The 21,483-nt window shown below is 37.2% G+C and carries 23 protein-coding genes, 1 pseudogene and 1 other annotated feature; of the genes and pseudogenes, 7 read left to right on the top strand and 17 right to left on the bottom strand.

Annotated features, from left to right (window positions below):
- Nucleotides 1-9: 9 nt before the first annotated feature.
- Nucleotides 10-534, top strand: a complete 525-nt coding sequence (locus tag ACQKNZ_RS08700) for a GNAT family N-acetyltransferase (protein WP_427659187.1) — start codon at nucleotides 10-12, stop codon at nucleotides 532-534.
- Nucleotides 535-624: 90 nt separating this feature from the next.
- Here the strand turns inward: ACQKNZ_RS08700 and ACQKNZ_RS08695 are convergent, their stop codons facing one another.
- The 6 genes and pseudogenes from ACQKNZ_RS08695 to ACQKNZ_RS08670 all read right to left on the bottom strand — a co-directional run bounded on the left by ACQKNZ_RS08695 (nucleotide 625) and on the right by ACQKNZ_RS08670 (nucleotide 4,035).
- Nucleotides 625-1,704, bottom strand: coding sequence for a nitronate monooxygenase (locus ACQKNZ_RS08695; protein ID WP_342577181.1), 1,080 nt, complete (start codon nucleotides 1,702-1,704; stop codon nucleotides 625-627).
- Nucleotides 1,705-1,726: 22 nt separating this feature from the next.
- Nucleotides 1,727-2,212, bottom strand: a complete 486-nt coding sequence (locus ACQKNZ_RS08690) for an NUDIX hydrolase (protein ID WP_427660131.1) — start codon at nucleotides 2,210-2,212, stop codon at nucleotides 1,727-1,729.
- Between the two features lie 36 nt (nucleotides 2,213-2,248).
- Nucleotides 2,249-2,722 (bottom strand): annotated as a pseudogene (locus tag ACQKNZ_RS08685) (GrpB family protein); the annotation flags it as partial.
- A 13-nt stretch (nucleotides 2,723-2,735) separates the two neighbouring features.
- Entirely contained in the window at nucleotides 2,736-3,275 is a 540-nt protein-coding gene (locus tag ACQKNZ_RS08680; protein ID WP_427659185.1) for a DUF402 domain-containing protein, read from the bottom strand.
- A gap of 14 nt (nucleotides 3,276-3,289) precedes the next feature.
- On the bottom strand, nucleotides 3,290-3,610 hold the full coding sequence (locus ACQKNZ_RS08675; RefSeq protein WP_427659183.1) for a hypothetical protein: 321 nt from the start codon (nucleotides 3,608-3,610) through the stop codon (nucleotides 3,290-3,292).
- Nucleotides 3,611-3,612: 2 nt separating this feature from the next.
- Nucleotides 3,613-4,035: an NUDIX hydrolase gene (locus ACQKNZ_RS08670; RefSeq protein ID WP_427659181.1), complete on the bottom strand. Its 423-nt coding sequence runs from the start codon at nucleotides 4,033-4,035 to the stop codon at nucleotides 3,613-3,615.
- Nucleotides 4,036-4,279: 244 nt separating this feature from the next.
- Between ACQKNZ_RS08670 and ACQKNZ_RS08665 the strand changes: the two genes are divergently transcribed.
- A complete protein-coding gene (locus ACQKNZ_RS08665) occupies nucleotides 4,280-4,471 on the top strand; it encodes a hypothetical protein (RefSeq protein WP_144535498.1) in 192 nt (63 codons plus the stop codon).
- 50 nt (nucleotides 4,472-4,521) lie between these two features.
- On the opposite strand, the gene ACQKNZ_RS08660 is transcribed toward ACQKNZ_RS08665, so the two are convergent.
- The 4 genes from ACQKNZ_RS08660 to ACQKNZ_RS08645 all read right to left on the bottom strand — a co-directional run bounded on the left by ACQKNZ_RS08660 (nucleotide 4,522) and on the right by ACQKNZ_RS08645 (nucleotide 8,205).
- The gene (locus ACQKNZ_RS08660; protein ID WP_427659178.1) at nucleotides 4,522-5,238 is read right to left on the bottom strand and encodes a Fe-S oxidoreductase; all 717 of its coding nucleotides are present in this window, start codon (nucleotides 5,236-5,238) and stop codon (nucleotides 4,522-4,524) included.
- 127 nt (nucleotides 5,239-5,365) lie between these two features.
- The gene (locus ACQKNZ_RS08655) at nucleotides 5,366-6,787 is read right to left on the bottom strand and encodes a sodium:solute symporter family protein (RefSeq protein WP_342577186.1); all 1,422 of its coding nucleotides are present in this window, start codon (nucleotides 6,785-6,787) and stop codon (nucleotides 5,366-5,368) included.
- A 267-nt stretch (nucleotides 6,788-7,054) separates the two neighbouring features.
- On the bottom strand, nucleotides 7,055-7,618 hold the full coding sequence (locus ACQKNZ_RS08650) for a hypothetical protein (RefSeq protein WP_427659176.1): 564 nt from the start codon (nucleotides 7,616-7,618) through the stop codon (nucleotides 7,055-7,057).
- A gap of 71 nt (nucleotides 7,619-7,689) precedes the next feature.
- Nucleotides 7,690-8,205 (bottom strand): hypothetical protein, encoded by a 516-nt coding sequence (locus ACQKNZ_RS08645; protein WP_154310465.1) that lies wholly within the window; start codon nucleotides 8,203-8,205, stop codon nucleotides 7,690-7,692.
- Between the two features lie 355 nt (nucleotides 8,206-8,560).
- Between ACQKNZ_RS08645 and ACQKNZ_RS08640 the strand changes: the two genes are divergently transcribed.
- The gene (locus ACQKNZ_RS08640) at nucleotides 8,561-9,007 is read left to right on the top strand and encodes a general stress protein (protein ID WP_154310463.1); all 447 of its coding nucleotides are present in this window, start codon (nucleotides 8,561-8,563) and stop codon (nucleotides 9,005-9,007) included.
- Nucleotides 9,008-9,128: 121 nt separating this feature from the next.
- On the opposite strand, the gene pheT is transcribed toward ACQKNZ_RS08640, so the two are convergent.
- From pheT to ACQKNZ_RS08625, 3 genes are all read right to left on the bottom strand, one after another.
- Complete coding sequence (gene pheT / locus ACQKNZ_RS08635) at nucleotides 9,129-11,540, bottom strand: phenylalanine--tRNA ligase subunit beta (RefSeq protein ID WP_427659173.1); 2,412 nt, start codon at nucleotides 11,538-11,540, stop codon at nucleotides 9,129-9,131.
- A gap of 12 nt (nucleotides 11,541-11,552) precedes the next feature.
- Entirely contained in the window at nucleotides 11,553-12,590 is a 1,038-nt protein-coding gene (gene pheS / locus ACQKNZ_RS08630) for a phenylalanine--tRNA ligase subunit alpha (protein WP_427659171.1), read from the bottom strand.
- Between the two features lie 47 nt (nucleotides 12,591-12,637).
- Nucleotides 12,638-12,870, bottom strand: a binding site (T-box leader).
- Between the two features lie 55 nt (nucleotides 12,871-12,925).
- A complete protein-coding gene (locus ACQKNZ_RS08625) occupies nucleotides 12,926-13,690 on the bottom strand; it encodes a TrmH family RNA methyltransferase (protein WP_427659169.1) in 765 nt (254 codons plus the stop codon).
- A gap of 172 nt (nucleotides 13,691-13,862) precedes the next feature.
- Between ACQKNZ_RS08625 and sspI the strand changes: the two genes are divergently transcribed.
- Complete coding sequence (gene sspI / locus ACQKNZ_RS08620) at nucleotides 13,863-14,072, top strand: small acid-soluble spore protein SspI (protein WP_144535479.1); 210 nt, start codon at nucleotides 13,863-13,865, stop codon at nucleotides 14,070-14,072.
- A 125-nt stretch (nucleotides 14,073-14,197) separates the two neighbouring features.
- On the opposite strand, the gene ACQKNZ_RS08615 is transcribed toward sspI, so the two are convergent.
- The gene (locus tag ACQKNZ_RS08615; RefSeq protein WP_427659167.1) at nucleotides 14,198-14,788 is read right to left on the bottom strand and encodes a DUF2441 domain-containing protein; all 591 of its coding nucleotides are present in this window, start codon (nucleotides 14,786-14,788) and stop codon (nucleotides 14,198-14,200) included.
- Between the two features lie 188 nt (nucleotides 14,789-14,976).
- On the opposite strand from ACQKNZ_RS08615, the gene ACQKNZ_RS08610 reads away from it, so the two are divergent.
- On the top strand, nucleotides 14,977-16,371 hold the full coding sequence (locus ACQKNZ_RS08610) for an FAD-binding oxidoreductase (protein WP_427659165.1): 1,395 nt from the start codon (nucleotides 14,977-14,979) through the stop codon (nucleotides 16,369-16,371).
- 1 nt (nucleotide 16,372) lies between these two features.
- On the top strand, nucleotides 16,373-17,374 hold the full coding sequence (locus tag ACQKNZ_RS08605) for a bile acid:sodium symporter family protein (protein ID WP_427659163.1): 1,002 nt from the start codon (nucleotides 16,373-16,375) through the stop codon (nucleotides 17,372-17,374).
- A 447-nt stretch (nucleotides 17,375-17,821) separates the two neighbouring features.
- On the opposite strand, the gene ACQKNZ_RS08600 is transcribed toward ACQKNZ_RS08605, so the two are convergent.
- Together ACQKNZ_RS08600 and ACQKNZ_RS08595 are read right to left on the bottom strand one after the other, a co-directional pair.
- A complete protein-coding gene (locus ACQKNZ_RS08600) occupies nucleotides 17,822-19,132 on the bottom strand; it encodes a DUF4179 domain-containing protein (protein ID WP_427659161.1) in 1,311 nt (436 codons plus the stop codon).
- Complete coding sequence (locus ACQKNZ_RS08595) at nucleotides 19,125-19,649, bottom strand: sigma-70 family RNA polymerase sigma factor (RefSeq protein WP_144535471.1); 525 nt, start codon at nucleotides 19,647-19,649, stop codon at nucleotides 19,125-19,127. Before ACQKNZ_RS08595 ends, ACQKNZ_RS08600 begins: the two co-directional genes overlap by 8 nt.
- 370 nt (nucleotides 19,650-20,019) lie before the next feature.
- On the opposite strand from ACQKNZ_RS08595, the gene ACQKNZ_RS08590 reads away from it, so the two are divergent.
- Nucleotides 20,020-20,235, top strand: coding sequence for a DUF4362 domain-containing protein (locus ACQKNZ_RS08590; protein WP_427659159.1), 216 nt, complete (start codon nucleotides 20,020-20,022; stop codon nucleotides 20,233-20,235).
- A 174-nt stretch (nucleotides 20,236-20,409) separates the two neighbouring features.
- On the opposite strand, the gene argF is transcribed toward ACQKNZ_RS08590, so the two are convergent.
- Entirely contained in the window at nucleotides 20,410-21,375 is a 966-nt protein-coding gene (gene argF / locus ACQKNZ_RS08585) for an ornithine carbamoyltransferase (RefSeq protein ID WP_154310445.1), read from the bottom strand.
- Nucleotides 21,376-21,483: the final 108 nt, after the last annotated feature.

The following is a 21,483-nucleotide window of genomic DNA, read 5'->3' as shown; positions in this document are numbered from 1 at the left end:
GGGAAATGAATGAACATAGTAGGTGAAACAGAAAGATTATGCCTTGTAGTATTCGAAGAAAGATTTTTGGATTCAGCTAAGCTGTTTTGGGGAGACAACGACGTGATGAAATCATGTGGAGGAGCATCTTCCCATGAAGCATTACCTAGAACTATAGAGTTTTATCGAGAATGTCATGAAGAGAAAAATTTGTCTGTTTATGCTGTGATGGAAAAAAGCTCGGGAGAGATTATTGGAGCAGCTGGCTTCAACGTCGAGGATAAAATAGAAGAAGTAGAATTAATCTATCATTTTAATAAGAAATCTTGGGGGAAAGGATATGCAACTGAAGCGGTAGCTGCTTGTATGGACATCGTAAGGCATCATCCAAATGTTCTTATTGTGTCTGCTTCTGCTAGTATAGAAAACGCAGGATCCCTCAAAATTTTAGAACGAGCTGGTTTTACATATCTGGGACTAAAATGGTTCGATGATACCCAGCAGGAAGAGCCTGTTTATGAATATAGACCGAATAAGGAAACCATATTACATTAGATTCGTATTGTGCAGTGCTTTTAAACACAATATTTTATTATCTGGGGAGGTTCATGGGGTTACTATGAACCTCCTTTTTTCTGAGCTCTTTTAAAGCCTAATCCTATCTAATATTAAAGCCGCCTCATTTGCAACACGGTTAATAAGCTGTTCCACTGTTTCTTCTCTCGCTAATGTTGGGCTTTGTCCCGACCAAAGAGACATGAACTCTGGATTTTTTTGTTGAGAGGCTAATTTTCTTAAATTTTGTGTAAGAGCATTTTGTACAGGAAATGGAGGAAGAACTGCTTCATGCTCTTTCATTTCCTTCATAAACTGATTTTCAATTCCTCTAGCATCCTTACCTGAAAATGCCTTCGTGGTTACTATGTCCTCACTTTTTGCTAGAAGTATTGCTTGTTGATGTACTGGATGTGCCCCACTTTCTTTACAGGTTAAGAATGCAGTCCCCATCTGTACTGCCTCTGCTCCTAAACAGAGCGCGGAAGAAAGCCCTCTACCGTCCATTATTCCACCTGCAGCAATAACTGGAATGGCTACTTGGTCTACCACTTGAGGAACAAGAGCTATTAAACCAATCATGCTTTCGTTGGAATCGCATAGGAAATTCCCTCGATGGCCCCCTGCCTCACTCCCCTGAACAACTACCGCATCCATTCCTAAACTTTCAACGGCTATTGCTTCAGATACATTAGTAGCAGTACCAATCGTAAAAACTCCTTGACGTTTAAATGTTTGTATAGTTTCTTTAGATGGTATCCCAAAGGTAAAGGAGCAGACAGGTACATTCTCATCCAAGACAACCTGTATTAACTCTTCATAGGTACACATTTCAGTTTCTCGATTAGGGAGAGAAGGCTCTGTAACCTGTTGATTTAAAAGAAGCTCATAGGTCTCTATTAGTCGTTTTGATTTTTCTATCTGTTCTTCTTTAATCTCATAATGTTCAGGCACAAACAAATTTACTCCGAAACTTGCGTTAGTTTCTGATTTCACTTGTTTTATCTGATGGCGTAAATCATCTGGTTTTAAATACCCTGCGCCAATCATGCCGAGTGCTCCCTGATTGGAAACAGCGCTTACTAAAGCAGAGGTTGTCGCCCCACCAGCCATTGGCGCTTGAATGATAGGGAATTTTAAATCTAACGCTTTAATAAAAGTATTGTCCATAATAGAAATCCTCTCTTTCACACTAGTTTTTCTTTACTTGCCATTGTTCATAATAAGTAACTTCTATAGAAAACTTTTTTGTACGCAGCCATTCAAAAGCTTTTAGTACTAAAGGAGATGAATTTTCCTTAGTTGCTTCCTCTTCAGCAATCCAAACAGCACCTAAAGAGTCTTGACCTTCAAAAAGAAGAGGTTTTGTTATGGAACCCCCTGTTTGCTCTACCAAATAAAAAACTGCAATATGATGTACGGCCGTACCTTCTCTCCAATCTGTAAGAATCATAAAATCAGCAGTTCCTATCTGTTCAAGTACATCTATTAATAACCCCGTTTCCTCTAAAAATTCTCTCTGGACTGCCTCTTTAAGTGATTCCCTAGGTTCTAAATTTCCCCCTGGAAGATCATAGCGGTTGATATAAGGTCCACCATTCTTTTCAATGACTAGAAGCTTCTTTTCCTGCACGCATATACCATAGACACCAAAGGGTCTATGAAAATTTAGTTGTATCCTTTTTTTCCAGCGCTGAGCGTTTTCCTCTATTTCTTGAACAATCTTATCTTTTCCATTAATATAGCTCTCAATATCAAAGGGAAACAGTTTAGCAAGTTTGCTCTTTAGTTCTCCATATCTATTTAAATCCACGGGATGTACCTTTAAATAATCTCGAAAGACAAGATGTCTCTCTATTTCTGGATTCCCTTGTTCATAAATATGAATATGATGTGTTCGATTATTTTCCCCCTTTTGAAAGTAACGTCGACCAGGTAAACCATTTTCTCCTTTTGGTGTATACCCTTGCTGAATCATTTGTTGATTGTATAAATCGACCTTCTCAATATCACGTACTACCGGCATCATATCTATAATTGGCTTTGCTAAGAGTCCTTCTACTGAAGTACTTCCTATATGATGTATTTCAAGTAACTCTTCCTTGAAAATCTCATTTAACTTCTTTGATTCTTGCTCAAAGAGTAAAGCCCAATCCTTTGAATATTCGATGACTTCAACTTTTCTCATGTTTATCCTCACTTTACTCTAGAAGCTCTAGCAATAGGTTCTTATGAGCTTTCGACTGTTTTAATATATCAAATTTATTTTCTTTTAGTTCATCCATAATTTTATCAGCTGTCTGTTTTGCATGGTTATACTGTTGGTAATTTATTTGACCTTTAAGTAAAGCCTCTTCAAGCTCATCTTCGTCTATAAGGTAATAATCTCCTGATGGGAGGACAATGATATCTAAAAATAAGTCATCCCACCACGGTCCGTTATAGTCCACTCCGTGTCTATAGCAAATATCTATATACCATTGAACTACTTCTCCGTTATGATTAAACATCGTTGTTACCGTATAATTTTCTTCATTTGGATATTGTTGAAGCCACATATATCCATCGTCTACAATACAAATCTTCTGAGAGTCATAATTCACCCATAAAGGCTCTCCTATCTCAACTAAATGTAAAAGAGAGATTCCTCCAGTAAATTGCTCTGAAAAAGTATCTTTAAAAATATATTGTCTCTTTAAAATTCTAGACCAATCCGAACGATTACCGTACTTTCTTTTCATGATTTACGCATCCTCTAATAGGACAATGTGACATCAATTGTGATTAAAGGCAAATTAGTATTATTTAAACCATATAAATCGATAATTTCTGGGATTTCACTTTTATCGTTTAATGTGATAGACACACTGTTCCCTTGGACAATGATCTCTCTATGCTTAGAATCATACAAGGTATCACCATTTTCTATTAATATATCAGTAGATAAATACATATAAACGGCAATCGGAGTATAGTGGATGAGTATGCCCACTCCTAAGCCGTCTTCCTCATTAATATAACCCCTTTCATTCAAATTAGTATCTTTTGTATTTTCATTTTTAAACAAATTAAACAATATCATATCCCCCTATTTTTTTGATATATATATGGCGCTGCTGATTTTAACAAGCTGTTAATACCTCCAGGATGATAGGGCATCATGTTATCAACAGTTTGCTTATCCATCCATCTTATTTCTTCAATTTCTTCTGGATCTATAATGCAACATTCACCAGCAATAATTTTCATCTTGAATGTCACAAACAATACATGACTGTTCTTATGTTGAAAAAATGCTTCATTAAGTGCTATTACTCTCTCTACCTCTGTCATTAACCCTGTTTCTTCTTGGACCTCTCTTACAATAGCCTGCTCCAATGTTTCTCCATTCTCCACCGCACCTCCAGGAAGTGTCCAGCTAGCCCCAGTGTTCCGGACCATTAAAAAATTCTCCTCATTTGCATCGGCAATCAAGCCATAGACTACATCTACTCTTTTCATTACTTATCAATCTTCCTGTATACTGAAATTTGTTGCTCACATATCTTCTAGGAGCTTTATTAGAATTATATCAAATGTATGATTTCATTTTTAATAATATTTTAAATTTTTAGCAAACTGTTGTTCGATAACGATAGGATTATCTTTAGTTTTATGGGGTATATATTTAACAAATCTATCGATTAATACGTCTCACTAAGATTTCTTTCTTTGAAGGTAAGAGCTTTTGGTGGGAGGTGATTAGTTGAGAAGAGTCTATGGAGTAAAAAAATTAATGACATATCTAGATTCTGTTGGCTATCCACTAACAGAAGAACAAATCCATCAGCTTATGCTAAATAAAGAAATACCACATCTTAGACCAATCGGAGACATTATAGCCTTTAATTTAGACCATATAGATTGGTGGATCAGTCACAAAAAGATTTCTCCATAGAACAAGCCCTGCCTATTGTGGCAGGGCTCTATTTTGGGATAGAATGTTATTTATTTATTTGTTTTAGGACAGTAGCCGCATGCTCCTTGACCTGGTAAATCCATAGACATACAACAGCTTCTACGGATAGGCTGATTTACTAATACTGCTGGATTTCTACCTTGAGTGTATTCGTAAAATAGAGATTTAGTGGAGAATAATTTCCACACCTCTGGGTTCTCGAGTATTTCAATATCATCCATAGCTTGACCAGCGGTAGAAGGATCTTCTAAGAGCTTCTCAAACTGATTAACAAGATGAACGAAAAAGCTTTCCCAAATGATTAGCGGTGAAATACTTGTTGTATTTCTTAACTGCTGTACTATTTCATATCCTTGCTTACTTAAGATCTTTCGGATGACCTCTTCTCTCTCTTCTTCCTTCACATAACGAAAATCATTAGGATTGATGAACATAGCTATAGTATATGCACCATATTCCTTTGTAACATCGAAATGAAGCTCTGTGTGCTTGCCATCCCAAACCATGTCGTAAGCAGCCAGCATGTAAAATTGATTGGCAAAAAACATACCGTATCTTTTAGCAAAATGGGAAACAGCTGCTACCTGGTTTTTTGCTTCCGTAATCCCCTGCATCAACTTTGCAAAATCATCCTGGAAAAATTCCTTACTTAGTCGCTCTAATGTAAAAAGAGTTCGAAGCGGCTTAGACGTGTATATTCGATGTTCATTTAATATAAATTCTTGTTCAAACGTTATTGCTGGCATATTATCACCTATTCAAAATAATTTACTTAGTACCCTCTATTTTAAAGGAAGGGCTAGCCATTGCAACATTTCGAGCTTAAACCAAAAAATAACCCTATACCGATTACCAAATCGGATAGGGATATTTTTATGCCTCTACAGATGTTTCATTTGAATTAGGCATTATTTTTGATGTAATCAAAGTTAATAAAACCGAAATAATCACACCCCATAAAATTCCTATGGTAAGTGATACTATAGAGCCGGCTATGATACCGATCCTCGCTCCCCAAACGGAAACTTGACTATTACTTGTCCCCATCGTAAACTCTTGACCTTTCCTCTTTTTCCAAAGTAGCCCTACTATTAATACTGGAACAACTCCACCTCCCGCCATAGAATAGGCCATGGAAAATAAATCGATAATAGAGTCTGCCCAAATGGCTGTTCCAATAGTAAAAGCTCCAACAACAATGACCCCTATCCTCGTTAACCTTAAATAATAGGAATCTTCTTTTGGCTTCATATTTGGAATGACTAAGTCATTTACAATAACTACTGCAGCGGAATGTAGAAGTGAGGAGGCACTAGAGATGGCTGCCAAGAAAATCATGATGAAAAAGGCAAGAGCAGCTAATTGAGTCATTTCCTCAAGAATTAACCACGAGATTGCTTCGTCTGCTGCCAAATTTGGGTTTTGCAATTTCACAACCATACCTGCGATTGTGGCAAATATCGTGAAAATTATCGCGACTACTCCACTTATTAGCATTGCACGACTAGCCGCTTTAGGGTTTTTAGAAGCAAAACACCGCTGCCAATATACCTGTGCAGCTAATATTCCCAACGTACCCGTTACAAACAGAGAAATTACCTCCACAGCTGATAGATTCATTTGTGCTAACTCGATAGCTCCAACATTTTCTAAGCCACCCTTAAGTGTCGAATAACTAAAATCAACTTTATCGAATACTTGTATGTAAAACCAAACTGCAATTGCAATGAGTATCCCTCCCTGTATTAGATCGGTCCATACAACGGAATACATACCGCCAACAGCAGTGTAGATGATGAATACTGCAGAAAAAACTAAAATCATCATTAGCGGGTCGGCACCTGTGAAAGCTGAAAATAGCGCTCCCATCCCCATTGCCTGACCACTAACCCAAGCAATCATAATAGATGAAGTTAAAATGGCTATTAAACTACGAGAAAACCTATCTCTTATTATTAAATCGTCCATCATTTCTGCTAACGTATTATATGTAAATTTTGCTGCAAATCCTGCAAATATTAGAGCGAACAAAATTTTTGCTCCTTGTTCGCCAATGACAAAGGGCACATTTGCTATTCCAATCTCATACCCCTTGGATGAATGTCCCACAAAATTTCCAACTCCCATAATAGTCGCGATATCTGTGAACAGTAATAGAAAAAAAGGTAATGTACCTCCAGCTATCGCGTAATGTGCAAAGCTAGTATCCGCTTTTTTCTTAAACAGGAATGACATTCCAATGAAGACTATAGATAACGTGATTGTAACTGTCCATGTCCAAAAAGCTAAACCCATCTAACCCCTCCATCTTTTTGTATTTGCAAGCATTATTAATAAAATAAGTAAATTATTAAAAATTTGCTATTACTTTATTACCCCTGCTTAGATGGTATAAACCATAATAAAAGAACGAGATAAATTTTCCTTCCACTAGTGTTAAATTAATACAACAAAAAAAGACTGCTAACACTCGATTTGAGTATGTAACAGTCTAAAACTAATATCATTTTTATTCAGTCTTACTATGTGGAACATAAGTTACATTATCCAATTACAAAAACTTTATGGATACCATGCTAGTTTACTATCACTGTCTAACGGCTTGGTTTGGATTTCCTTACTCAATGTATCGAACCATTTATTTAAAATTTCTTCCTTAGGTAGCTTTGAATCCTTATCATCTTCCCAAATTATATGAGAAAACCACGCACTTGTTAGCCATTCAAATTGTAGCTCAGCATATGCAATGTTAGGATGCTCCGCTTGAGTAAAATTGTCATTTACTGCAGTGGCAACATTTGAGGCTTGAGGTAGTAATTCGTTTTCAATTTTTTCTTTAATAGATTGACTGTCAAGTTGATCCCACATAACTAAACCGCCATCTATTTGATAAAAAATGTCGAAGGATGGTTGTTCACCTAAATCCACCAAAACAAAGGCACGTTGTACAGTGTTATTAGTTGCTTTAACCGTATTTACAATAATATTCTGTGCCATTTCCACCCAATAATCCATTGCATCTTCTACAGGTGACTCTATGTATAACTCAGATTCTAATTCAGAAACAGCTGTCTCTCCCTTATTAACATCTTCTATTTTCCTAAAAAGACGGTTAAAAAATCCCATATTCTACACAGCCTCCTTATTTTAATATTCATATTCATTTAATCTTAAAAACTGTAATCTGCATCATTAATTTATAATGGTCCACCTTCAAAGCCAATCGGCCATCCATCTTTTTTTAATTTTACCTTATACTGAAATTCATGTGGACGTTCGCTATAAAAGGCTACTGTAAATCCTGAAAACAGGTGATCATCAAAATTGATTATCCTTCCAAAGGATATGTTAGCTAGATAATAGTCTTCTATCTCATGAGCTGGAAAGAATATCTTTAAATAATTTAATGCACGGTTAATGTGCTGAGGCAACTGAGAGAATATTTCCCCTGCCAGTTCAAGAAATTCTTCAGAAGGATATTCTGTATCTCCTTGAACAAATATTTCTACTTCTTCCCAATCCCCAATATCTATACTACAAAACCATTGCTTCGGAAGGAAATTATCTTCTTCACTTTCGTAGTTGCTATTAGCTAATTTCAATTTATCTGCTTCACTTTGTGTTAAAGACTTCGAAAGAATAAGCTGTTTATTCAAAATTTCTTTTATGTTGGGTATTGCTTTTATTGGCTTGCTTGGTTTAAACGAATTCATACTATCACCTCTTTGTTTTTCTAATTAAGCTATGATTATCCTGCCCTAAATTACCTTAACTGATTGTTAAATAACTATAGAGATAGAGAAGAAAATAACTAAAACAACGCAACAGGCCAGTTTAATAAAAAAGGGATGATTTAAATAATATTTTTTGATACTAGTGATCATTGCAGGGTTTAGTCACCTAATGAGGAAGGAGCAAGTTACCTCATCTTAAAGTATTTCCTATGAAATTAATGCAGTAATTTAATTATAGAATCATTTACCCAATTATGGAAAGTGGAAATATGTCTAGAAAAACTAAAGAAAGGGTAAAGAATATGTAGTTGAAGCAAACAGGAGGTAATTTTTTATGGAGAATCATGTTATTGGCGTATACGAAAACGAACAACAAGCAGCTGAAGTTGTCAAAGATTTAAAAGATAAAGGTTATACAACTGATGAAATTTCAATTATTGCTAAAAATACAAAGGAACTTTCTGAAATCACAAACGAAGTAAAACCCTCCACTAAAGATGGAGCCATTGCGGGAGCTTTAACAGGAGGAGCAATTGGCATAGCGGGAGTTATAGCAGGGTTATCTACAGTATTGATTCCCGGATTTGGCGCTGTGTTGGCTGCAGGTCCTATCATTACAACAATTGGAGGCGCAGTCGTAGGGGCCAACTCTGGTGCTGGTGGATTAAAACATGCTCTTATGGAAATCGGAGTCCCAGATGATGAAGCAGAGAGATATTCTAATGATGCTAAGGATGGGAAAGTCCTGGTATTTCTTCACCCCAAAAACCCACAAACCTGAGGGTCGATTGAATGGTCAGCTTTAACTACGGTGTTAGTTTAAGTACATCACTGTTCCCCTTCACATAGCTATAAAAAGGAGCAGCACCAATTTAAGTGCTGCTCCTCTTTCTTTTTTTCAATTATCCTCTTAGCTCTGCTCCTGCTTGTTCAGCAAGTGCTTTTAGAACTTTGTTGTGAGCATTGACTACTTCTTCGTCTGTCAGTGTTCGTTCCGGATCGAAGTATGTTAGAGAGAATGCAATTGATTTTTTTCCTGGTTCCATTTTTTCGCCTTCATATAAATCGAAGAGATGTACAGCCTTCAATAGTTTTCCGCCTGATTGCTGGATAATCGCTTGGAGCTCTCCAGCAGCTTTTTCACGTTCCACTACTAATGCAATATCCCGAGTAATAGATGGGAATTTAGAAACTGGTGCATAATATAATGTTTCTACTTCTTTAGTTAATACTTTTACTAAATTCAATTCGAACACATACGTTTCTTTTAAGTCGCGGGCTTTTTGTTCTGCTGGGTGTAATTGTCCGATAATACCTATTTCTACACCTGCTAATTGAATGGATGCAGTTCTTCCTGGATGCATACCTTCTACAACTGTACGTTCAAATGTTAAATCCGCAGTGTGTCCAAGGAGGTCCATCAAACCTTCCACAATTCCTTTAAGCACGAAGAAATCCACGCTCTTCTTCTCACCTTGCCAGCTATGCTCTACCCATTTACCAGCAATAACTCCTGCTAAATGCTCTTGCTCTTGAGGAAGACCAGATTCCGTTTCCCCTAAGAATACAGAGCCAATTTCATATAATGCAACTGTATCGGCTTGGCGAGCAGTGTTATATGTTACAGCTTCCAACAAATGTGGGATTAAGCTTTGACGTAACGTGCTGCGTTCCTCACTCATTGGCATTAATAATTCTGTCACTGGAGCAGATTCTAATGCAAACTTTTGAGCCATTTCTTTTGAAGTTAATGAATAAGTGATTGCTTGATAAAGTCCTGCACCTTCCATAAATCCTCGCACTTGGCGACGTTTTGCTTGGTAGGAAGTTAAACCACCAGGCTTCGATTCTTCCACTGGTAATGTCATTGGGATTTCATCATAGCCATACATACGAGCAATTTCTTCTACGATATCTTCTGGGATTTTGATGTCCTGGCGACGTGTCGGAGCTTTAATATACAAATATCCATTAGCTACTTGGAAATCAAACTTCAAACGAGTTAATATAGATGTCATATCTTCTAGAGAAATTTTCATTCCTAAGCGACTGTTGATGAAATCAGGAGATACGATTACCTCAGCAGGAGATTTATCTAACTTATCTACTACTACAGAACCAGCTAACACCTCTCCACCAGCAAGTTCTGCTAATAGGCTAGCTGCACGTTCAGCTGCTAAAACAACTCTGTTAGGATCAACACCTTTTTCGTAGCGGGCACTCGCGTCACTACGTAAATTATGATCTTTAGAAGATTGGCGAACTGAACTTGCTGTAAAGTACGCAGACTCGATAACAACTGTTGTCGTACCATCATGAACCTCTGAATTGGCACCACCCATAACTCCAGCAAGAGCAACTGGTTCTTTACCATTAGTAATAACTAAATGATTAGATTTAAGTGTACGCTCTTGATCATCAAGTGTAACAATTTTTTCTTCTTCATTTGCTAGGCGAACAACGATTTCCTTTGTAGCAAGGCGATCATAGTCAAATGCATGAAGTGGTTGGCCGTATTCCATTAACACGTAGTTTGTAATATCTACGACATTGTTATGAGGACGGACACCAGCTGCCATTAGACGATTTTGTAGCCATAGTGGTGATTCTTTTACTTGTACGTTTTTTACAACTTTCGCAATGTACAAAGGATTTTCTTCTATTGCATCCACACGAAGCTTTATATAGTCTTCTGCTTTTTCAATACTTTCTGTATAGGACGCTTCTGGGTATTTCATATCTTCAGAAAGAATTGCTCCTACTTCATAAGCTACTCCTAGCATACTTAGTGCGTCAGAACGGTTTGGTGTTAAACCTAGTTCTAACACTATATCGTCCAGACCTAATAACGGGAGTGCGCTTTCACCTGGTACAGCTGTTTCAGGGAGAACATAAATCCCTTCTGCATATGCTTTTGAGACAAGGCGGCCTTCTATACCTAGCTCCTGAAGAGAACAGATCATACCGTTAGATATTTCTCCACGTAGCTTTGCTTTCTTAATCTTAATGCCACCTGGTAGCACTGCACCAGGACGAGCAACGATTACTTTCTGACCAGCGTCTACGTTAGGAGCACCACAAATGATTTGAGTGATTTCATCTCCTACGTCTACCTGACAGATGTTTAACTTATCAGCTTCCGGATGTTTCACCTTTTCTTTTACATATCCAACTACAACATTTGTCATGCCTTGAGAGCGGTCAATTACTGCATCTACCTCAATACCTGAGCGTGTGATTTTTTCTCCTAAATCCTTTGGATTCAATCCTTGTGTGTTTACATATTCTGATAACCATTTCGTCGATACTAACATGTCATTTCCTCCTTACACTTCTGTTCGGTGGAATTGCGATAAGAAACGCACATCATTTGTATAGAAATGACGAATATCTTCCACTCCATATTTCAACATTGCAATACGCTCTGGCCCCATACCAAATGCAAAACCAGAAAGCTTTTTAGAATCATAGCCAGCCATCTCAAGGACGTTAGGATGAACCATACCTGCTCCTAGTATTTCAATCCAGCCAGTCTTCTTACATACGTTACAGCCGCTACCTCCACACTTAAAGCAAGAGATATCCATCTCTACAGATGGTTCTGTAAATGGGAAGAAACTTGGACGCAAACGAATTTCGCGATCCTCTCCGAACATCTTCTTCGCGAATAAAGATAATGTACCTTTTAAATCACTCATACGGATATTCTCACCGATTACTAGACCTTCAATTTGAGTAAATTGGTGTGAATGTGTCGCATCATCATTATCACGACGATACACCTTACCAGGACAAATAATTTTAATCGGTTGACCTTCTTTTGCCTCCATTGTGCGCGCTTGTACTGGAGATGTATGCGTACGTAACAAAATATCCTCTGAAATGTAGAAGGAATCCTGCATATCACGAGCTGGATGACCTTTAGGTAAATTTAAAGCTTCGAAATTATAGTAATCCTTTTCAACCTCAGGACCTTCTGCAATTTCATAGCCCATGCTTAAAAATAGATCTTCAATCTCCTCGACAACGCGAGTAAGTGGATGATGATTCCCGGTTTTCACTGGACGACCAGGTAAAGTTACATCAATAGATTCTTTCTCTAGCTGCTCTTGAATCGCTTGCTCCTGTAATAAGGTCATACGGGCTTCTAATACATTAGTTACTTCCTCTCGTACTACATTGACAAGTGCCCCCATCTTCGGACGCTCCTCGGCTGGAAGTTTACCCATTCCCTTTAATAAATCCGTGATTGGGCCCTTTTTCCCTAAATATGCAACTCGCACTTCATTTAATTCTTTTGTGTTTTGTGAAGCTTCAATTTTTTTTAGAGCTTCTTCTTTCAACTGTTGAAGTTGTGCTTCCATTTCAAAAATCCCTCCTAATTGACAAAATAAAAAATCCTCGCCCCTATAAAAGGGACGAGGACTATTTTCGCGGTACCACCCTGATTATTGCACAAAAAAACGTGCAATCACTCAATTCGACTAACGGCTCTACACCGGCACACCTTTACAGTAAATACTGGTCCCGGTGGCAGCTAACGGGGTGAACTTCTATATGAAATCTCCATCTACGCTTCCAGTCAAGGCGTAAAATCCCTACATTCGAATTCCCATATATACTTTTCCCGATGACAGCTTTTCTTATTTATTAAATTATTATCTATTATACGGACTTTTAAACATTTCATCAAGGGCATTTATCTCAAAGTAAGTCCATAAAGAAGAATTCCCGTTGCCACTGCAACATTTAATGATTCTGCTTGACCAAACAAAGGGACAATAATATTTTGGTCGGTTTGTTCCAACAAATCCGCTTGAATACCGCTTCCTTCGTTTCCTACTATCAATGCAAACGAATCACTTTTCTCTACTTCATGGAACGGAGTAGAGTTTTCAAATGCTGTTCCATATACTTTTACATTTTTGTCTTTCAGCTGGTCCACCCAATAGCTTAATTCACCTTTTAAAATAGGTATATGAAAATGAGAGCCTTGTGCAGATCGTAGTGTTTTGGAATTATAAGCATCTGCTGATCCTTTGCCAAGAATGACTGCGTCTATTCCAGCAGCGTCGGCTGTACGAATCATCGTACCAATATTTCCAGGGTCTTGAACCGCATCAATCAATAACAGCCTTTTCCAACTTCCCTGTTCATCTAACTTAGCTGTACTTTGTTTACAATGTGCAAAAATCCCTTGAGTATGCTCTGTTTCGGCAAGCTCTTTTTTGATAACATCATTAATCTCAACGATTTCCAGATTATCAACGTCCCATGTTACAGGAATTTCACTAGTATCACTTAGCATAATAGTTAAAACATTTTCTTTTTGTTTAATTGCTTCCTCGACTAAATGATATCCTTCAATGATAAATTCTCCTGTTTTTTCTCGCTCTTTTCGAACACTAAGTAATTTCTTCCAATGTTTAACTAAGGAATTTTGTGGAGATTCAATTCGTTTCATGTATGTACCGCCTTTTTCTTATATACCGCACAAAAAATAATACGGCATCTTTTCTTTTGTAAAAAAATTATATCACGTAAATCTATTACTTCATATTTATCTTCCACGAATTTATCAAAATCATGTATACGTGGCAAGACATTGGGAAAGATGAAGAAAAGGAGTGATGATAATGGATTTTCAAATTCGAGAAGCAATAGCAGCAAACCTAAAAGGAAATTCCGCTACAGATATTAAAGAAGTCGTGGAAGATGCGATTAACCGAGGAGAAGAACATTTACTACCTGGTCTTGGCGTAATTTTTGAAAAATGGTGGAAAACTGCTGATGAATCGAGCAAACAAGCAATGCTAAATAATGTTTCTACTGCATTTGCTCAATAAGTTTAAGTAATTGTTCAGACCGTAGACTTAGTCTACGGTCTATTATTAATTCAATATTAGTTCCATGACCAGAGCTAGGCAAACTTTGGTCCATAGTGTCGTACCAAAGTTTCACCTTATCCCCATCATGTATACTCTTTTATAATCTCTACCACTTCAATTTTTCCGTCTACTAACAGCTCAGGTAATTCACTTTTTACGTTCCCCTTCCAGTAATCTCTTGCTTGTTCAATTTTTCTTGAAAATGAGGCTCCATCCTCCTTTGGCAAAAGGCTAGCATCTCCCTCAAAGGATTTACCAAAAACTCGTAAGCTAACAAGTTGTAAAATCTGCCGATTATAGGAATTAAAGATTTCCACCCATTTTAAAGCATCCTCGAAGTTTTTCGTCGCATATAAACAAGAAAGTCTAGAAGGGTAATCCGGGTATTCTTCTAATCTCACCATTTCTGCTAACGTTTCTCGTATTGCTCTAGTTGTTTGGTCAATATATCGACGCCCTACTTCTGCATCCTCTTTAGTTAATTTCAACCCTTCATCCGTAAATTGGTTCTGAAAAATTTTTATAAAATCCTCACCTTTAGAATTTAAATGCTCTCTTTCAAAAAAGAACCTATACAAAGTATTCCTTTGATTCTCTTCAAAATTAATTATCTGTCCTACCTTCATCTTCTTCCTTGTAACAATATGATAAACAATTAGTCCATTTTCTATCATAATACTCTCCTTATTTAATAAAATATAACACTAGTTATTTTAATTTACTAAACCACTAAATTAATTTAACTTTTGCGAAAATTACCCTTGATTTCTCCGATATACTGTATATAATTACTCTATGAGTTTGAATAATTAGAAAAGTTCAAAAAATATTATATTTAAATTATAGCAAAGAGGCGAAGTGTATGAACATTATGGTGGAAAATATTGTAGAAGCATTGAGTGAACATCTAGAGCAAGACCAGATTTCCATCAATCAAACTATTAGAGAATTACATGGGAAGGATGAATCCTATCACTCTATAAGTTTACCAGACGTTGTCGTTTTCCCTAGAAGCGCAACAGACGTTAGTAATATTATGAAGACTGCTAGTAGACTTAAAGTTCCAGTAGTACCTTTTGGACGTGGAACAAGTTTAGAGGGTCACGTCATACCCTACGAAAATGGTATTACCGTTGACTTTTCATTGATGGACAAAATTTTAGAGATAAGAGAAAACGATTTATTGGTGAAGGTCCAACCAGGTGTTACGAGAACGCAGCTTAACAAAGAATTGAAAAAATATGGCCTGTTCTTCTCTGTTGACCCTGGTGCAGATGCAACTCTTGGGGGCATGGCTGCGACTAATGCTAGCGGAACTACCACCGTCAAATATGGAGTAATGAGAGATCAAGTAAGAGATTTAGAGGTAGTGCTTGCTGATGGAACAATCATGCATACAGGTAATTTAGCAGCAAAATCTGCTTCTGGTTTTCATTTGAACGGATTATTCGTTGGATCAGAAGGCACTTTAGGATGCTTTACAGAACTAACTTTAAAGGTGTATGGCATTCCTGAATTTACAACTGCTGCTAGAGCAACCTTTCCTACGGTCAAAAATGCTGTTGAAGCTGTAACTTCTATATTACAGGCGGGTATTCCCATCGCACGTGTAGAACTTGTGGATGAGAGCTCGATTCGTCAAGTTAATCATTTTAGTGAAACTGATTATGCTGAAAAGCCTACGTTGTTTTTAGAATTCCACGGCAATGAAGCTGGACTCACTCAAGATGTCGAGTTTACCCAAGAAATTGTAAAAGACCATGGCTGTGATGATATTCAATTTGAAACAGATAATACCGCCCGAACAAAGCTTTGGGATGCTAGGCATAATTTAGCTTATGCTTATATTCACGGAAACGTCGGTAAGAAAATGATGGTTACAGATGTGTGTGTTCCTATTTCAGAATTGGCCGATGCGGTTATATTTGCTCGTCAGGAGCTCGATGCTATCGGATTAACAGGAGGACTTACTGGTCATGTCGGAGACGGAAATTTTCATGCTCTGCTCATGATTGATATGAATAATCCCGAGGAGGTACTGAAGGCACAGAACTATAATGAAAAGATTGTCCTTTATGCTCTCGAACGAAAAGGAACTTGCACTGGTGAGCATGGGGTAGGTGTCGGAAAACAAAAGTATCAGGCAGCAGAACATGGCGAGGCTCTTCGAATTATGGAAAAGATTAAAGTTGCTCTCGATCCGCTAAATATTTTAAACCCAAATAAAATAGTAAAACTTGAAAGTGACGGTGGGTAATATGAAAATTTTAGAAAAAATCAGTAGCTTTGCCGGAAAGTATTTTGCCATCTGGGTTATTTTAATAGCAGTAATAGCTTTCTTAATACCAGAAGCATTCCTACCTTTTGGCGGTTATATAACTATCCTCCTTGGAATAGTAATGTTTGGAATGGGACTTACGCTTAGAGCAGTTGATTTTAAACTGATCTTAACAAATCCCAAGCCAGTACTGATCGGTGTAGCAGCACAGTTTATAATCATGCCTTTGACTGCCTTTGCTATAGCTTATTTACTACAGTTACCTAGTGAACTGGCAGCTGGTTTGGTTTTACTTGGCTCTGTGCCAGGGGGAACTGCTTCTAACGTAATGGTTTACCTAGCAAAGGGAAATGTACCACTATCAATTACGATGACTTCGTTCTCAACTCTCTTGGCTCCTTTAATGACACCAGTTCTTCTATTACTGTTAGCTGGACAATGGATGCCGGTAAATGCTATGGATATGTTTATGTCTATTGTACAAGTAATTATTGTTCCAATCGTACTTGGATTACTCATAAAAAAATTACTTCCAACAGCTGTAGAAAAAAGCGCCAATATTGTTCCATTGATCTCTGTATTAGCTATTATTATCATTGTCTCCGCAGTAGTTGCTGGTAATGTAGACAATATTGCTTCGGCTGGTCCATTAGTTTTTGTAGGGGTTTTCCTTCATAACGGAGCTGGGCTATTGCTTGGCTATTATGCTGCAAAAATGATGAAGCTATCTAAATCAGATTGTCGTGCTATTTCCATAGAAGTTGGTATGCAAAACTCTGGTTTAGGAGTTGCACTAGCAACTGCACATTTAGGTCCACTAGCCGCTCTACCGAGTGCCTTAGGAGCCGTTTGGCATAATATTTCAGGACCGATTATAGCAACTGTTTGGTCCAAGAGCGCAGGAAAACAAGATAAAGATGAGGTTGAGGTTGAGGTTGAGGTTGAATCTATTCCTCTAGAAGGTAAGCCATCACAGATTTAAATATACAACTAAAAGAAGAGGTTGGAACAAAACCCACCTTAGACATTTAAGAGTCCCGAAAATTTACCGAATAGTAAATTTTCGAGACTCTTTTCTATTACATAGTCGTTGTTGCCCGCTACTGCGGACGCTTTCCTGAGGACACGGGGAGAGCCTGCAGTCTACTCCCACGCGCTTGTTTCCTAGGAGGTCCCGACTTCACTCCGAACAACTTTAATTTTCTTTGAGATTAAGAGAAAACTGTATATAATTTCAGTTATAAAAGGACATCTTTAGTTAATTTTTTACCAAAACGAAATTCATTCAGAATGAAGTATCCTTATAGTTAGTTCCATCCTCTTTCTATTTAAGTTTTTTAACTCCAAAAATCATGTTATTTGCTCTTCTTCCTATATAATCGCTCTATATTTTGATTTCCCCAACTTTTTCCTTCACTAAAAGATATGTTTATTGCTCTGGGACTTCTATTTCATACTCTTCATACATGATAGGCTTTGGATATTGGAAAGTAACTATTTGAGCCTTTTCTAGTTCACTTACTTTAAAAACTTGTTTAAAGCTATTTCCTTCAATCCTTTGCGCTAATGGAGAATCCTCAAGCACTAAACTATTCCCCTGATCATCCTCTAGCCATAATGGATTTCTAGAAAGTCTATTATCGTAAATTGAGTCACTTTGTATATCAAAATAGACAGATATCTGCTCCTCATTCGACTGAATCTCTGTAACAAGAATATCTCCGAAATCCCCTTGACTTAATGTAAAAGGATATTTTTGTCCTTTTAAAGGTATGATGACCTTCTCTAGGGCAAATTTGTCCTCCAGCATATAAGGAATAACTCGAACCTTTTTAGTTCCTTGCTTCAGTGGGCTAAAGAGATAGCTTAATTGCGTAGTAACGATGCCGTTTTCAGTATCACCGTGACCATTTTTCCCTAATGGATCCAATATATTTCCACCATCATCAACTATAAAGAATTCTATATCATAAGGCTCTAAATTCGTTTCTTTCTCCTCTGACATAACATTTACGGCAAGATCTGTCCCAGCAGGACCAATTTTCAGAGAGCTTATTTTGACTTCTGCTGCATCAATCATCTTCACTACTTCAGGGCGTATCACAATTACTTCATTCGATTGTTTTACATTGTATTCGAACTTCCAAGTGCCAGGTATTAGGCCAACAGCATCTATCCTCATGCTAAGCTCAAATTCTTCTGGTAGCTCCTCTGTTGGATTTATTTCTATCATCCCTTTATACTTTTGTGGAGTTATAAATTTTCCAGATGAGCTAGAACTGAAATTTATTTCTTTTCCGTTTACCTCAATAGTTGGTCTTTCCAGCTCTCCTATAGCAAACAATGATTCTTGTGTGTAACCTAATACTAGTCTTGTTCCATCATAAAAAATTTCGTTTATTGTTAAAGTAATTCCACTATCCTTTGTAGACTGGTCGATAATTTGTGTTAAACCCTTCTGTCCAGCTATTTGTAAACCTTCGTCTTGTACATCATTAAAAAATGTACCAATTAGAGGTACCTGGGAAGCAATTTTGGCCATTGCAGGAGAAACACTAGCAGTTCCTATAAACACACTCAATGCGACTGCTGCTCCCACTGCACTATAGGACACTATCTTTATCATTGATTTTTTCTTTTTGACCGGTTGGACGGTGTTTTTTATGATTGTATCTAGTTTCTCCAGTGGCACATGTATTTTATCCATTTCCTTTTTTAAATCTGGCCATTGCTTACTCATTTACACAATCCTCCTTCAATGTGTCTCGTAAAATATTAATACCTCGATGTACATTTGTTTTCACAGTTCCCTCTGGATATTCTAATATTTCCGCTATTTGTTTGATGGAATAGTCCTGATAAAACCTTAGCACTAAAACTGTTTTATATTTTTCATCTAATTTCATGACAGCCTCCAATAAATCCATATCCTTCTCTGAAGAGACATAAGGATTTACTTTCCGCTCTATCGACTCTCGGTCCATCGGAACCACTCTATTTTTCTTTTTAATATGATCAAGTGAAGTATTTATAAGAATGCGAGTTATCCATGTTGAAAAGTATTCGTCCTCTTTTAAATTTTTGAGAGAAACGAAAGCTTTATAAACAGTTTCTTGAAAAACATCTAGGGCGTCTTCTTCATTTTTCATGTACATGAAAGCCATTTTATATAGCTTTACTTTTTCCTCATCAATTAGCTCCTGAAATGCTTTATGATTCCCCTTCTTTGCTTTTTGCACTTTCTTTATATCCGACAATTTAGTAATCCCCCTTTCTTTCTAACTGTTAGATAAAGCAAGGATGTAAAACGTTTCATTATTTTTCACTTTTATGTACTATTAATAATTTTTATTGGAAACTGTAATTCCTTTATCTCTATTTTTATAAATGTAACATTCAGGAAGCGTTCCCGACTAATACTAAAAAAGAGGTAAGAAAGGAAAAAGGAGTTCATGTTCATTTTTGTTTTTCCAATGTTACTGATAGGATGTCAAGAAGAGGGGTCTGTCATTCAATCACAGCTACCATCGGTGCCAGATTATACACCTAGTTCAGAGGACATAGTTGATACACATGGAGACATGCAGAATTTCAATAGATTTGAGGAGTTTCTAAGCAACTTGAATAATGAACAAAGACAATATTCGTATAGTTACTTATACCACAGAAGGAGACCCTATACTTCGTGATCTAGCATACGATGGAAACGTTATTATCTCTAAATTAGATACAAGAAGAGATCATTTTGGTGCAGGTAGCTTGAAGACAACATCTTGTACCTCCTACGAGTTAGAAGGCTGCCAGGAGGAGTATGACAAGAACGTACTGGTCATCCATCACTAACAAATGGTCCTCTCTATATTTGTATCATTAAAATGAAGAAAAATAATAAAGAGTGACTCGGCGTCTCCCGAATCACTCTTCCTATGTAGCGATGAAGTCATCCTTCTAGATAAGCGACATCGCATATATATAAACTGTAGGACACACCCTGTCGTTACAGTTTATTCAATACTTTTAAGCCATTAACGAAGCAAGTACGGCTTTTTGTGCATGCAAGCGATTTTCTGCCTGTTGGAAGATATATGAGTTTGGTCCATCTATGACAGATGTGGCAACCTCCTCTTCTCGGTGGGCTGGTAAGCAATGGAGAAATATATAATCTGGCTTTGCATTGGCTACAAGCTTATCATTAATCTGATATTCCTTAAATTCCTCTAAGCGCTTAGCAGCTTCTTCCTCCTGTCCCATAGAAGTCCATACATCTGTATACACTACATCTGCATTCACTACTGCTTCTATGGGATCATTACATACAAATAATGAGCCTTCATTATCCAATGCAATAGCCTTGGCCTTTTCCATAATTTCTTTATTCGGTTCATAGCCTATCGGTGTTGCAACTGCTATATGCATACCCATGTATGCTGCCGCTATAACTAAGGAATGTGCTACATTGTTTCCGTCTCCAACATATGCTAGCTTTAGTCCCTTCGTATAGCCCTTTACTTCCTGCACAGTAAGTATATCCGCTAATGCCTGGCAGGGATGATAAAGATCTGTCAATCCATTAATCACTGGAATACTCGCATGCTCAGCTAGCTCTCTTACCATTGTATGTGAATTGGCACGAATCATAATGCCATCTAAATAACCAGATAAAACATGAGCAGTATCATATACAGATTCTCCTCGCCCAATTTGTAAATCACGTGCATTCATGAACATACCATTACCGCCTAATTGCTTCATTCCTACTTCAAAAGAAATTCTTGTACGAGTAGAATGCTTTTCAAAAATCATCCCAAGTGTTTTACCTTCTAACAGCGGCGGGCATTTCCCTGCTTTTGTCAACGATTTTAAATTTGTGGCAAGCTCTAGCAATTCACTCACTTCCTCTTTTGAGTAATCCAAGAGAGTTAAAAGGTCTTTTCCTTTTAAGCTATCAACCATTTTCAGATTTACCCATTCCAATAGTTTCATAAATTTAATCCCCTTCTTTTCCGTATCCTTCTGTATTTTTTATTATAAATATGAATATTTATAAAGTCAAGTGGATTTATATACATTTATTTATACATAAAAAAGACT

The organism is Psychrobacillus sp. NPDC093200 (assembly GCF_050280345.1).
Lineage (GTDB): Bacteria > Bacillota > Bacilli > Bacillales_A > Planococcaceae > Psychrobacillus > Psychrobacillus faecigallinarum.
This window is presented reverse-complemented; position numbering and strand designations above follow the sequence as displayed.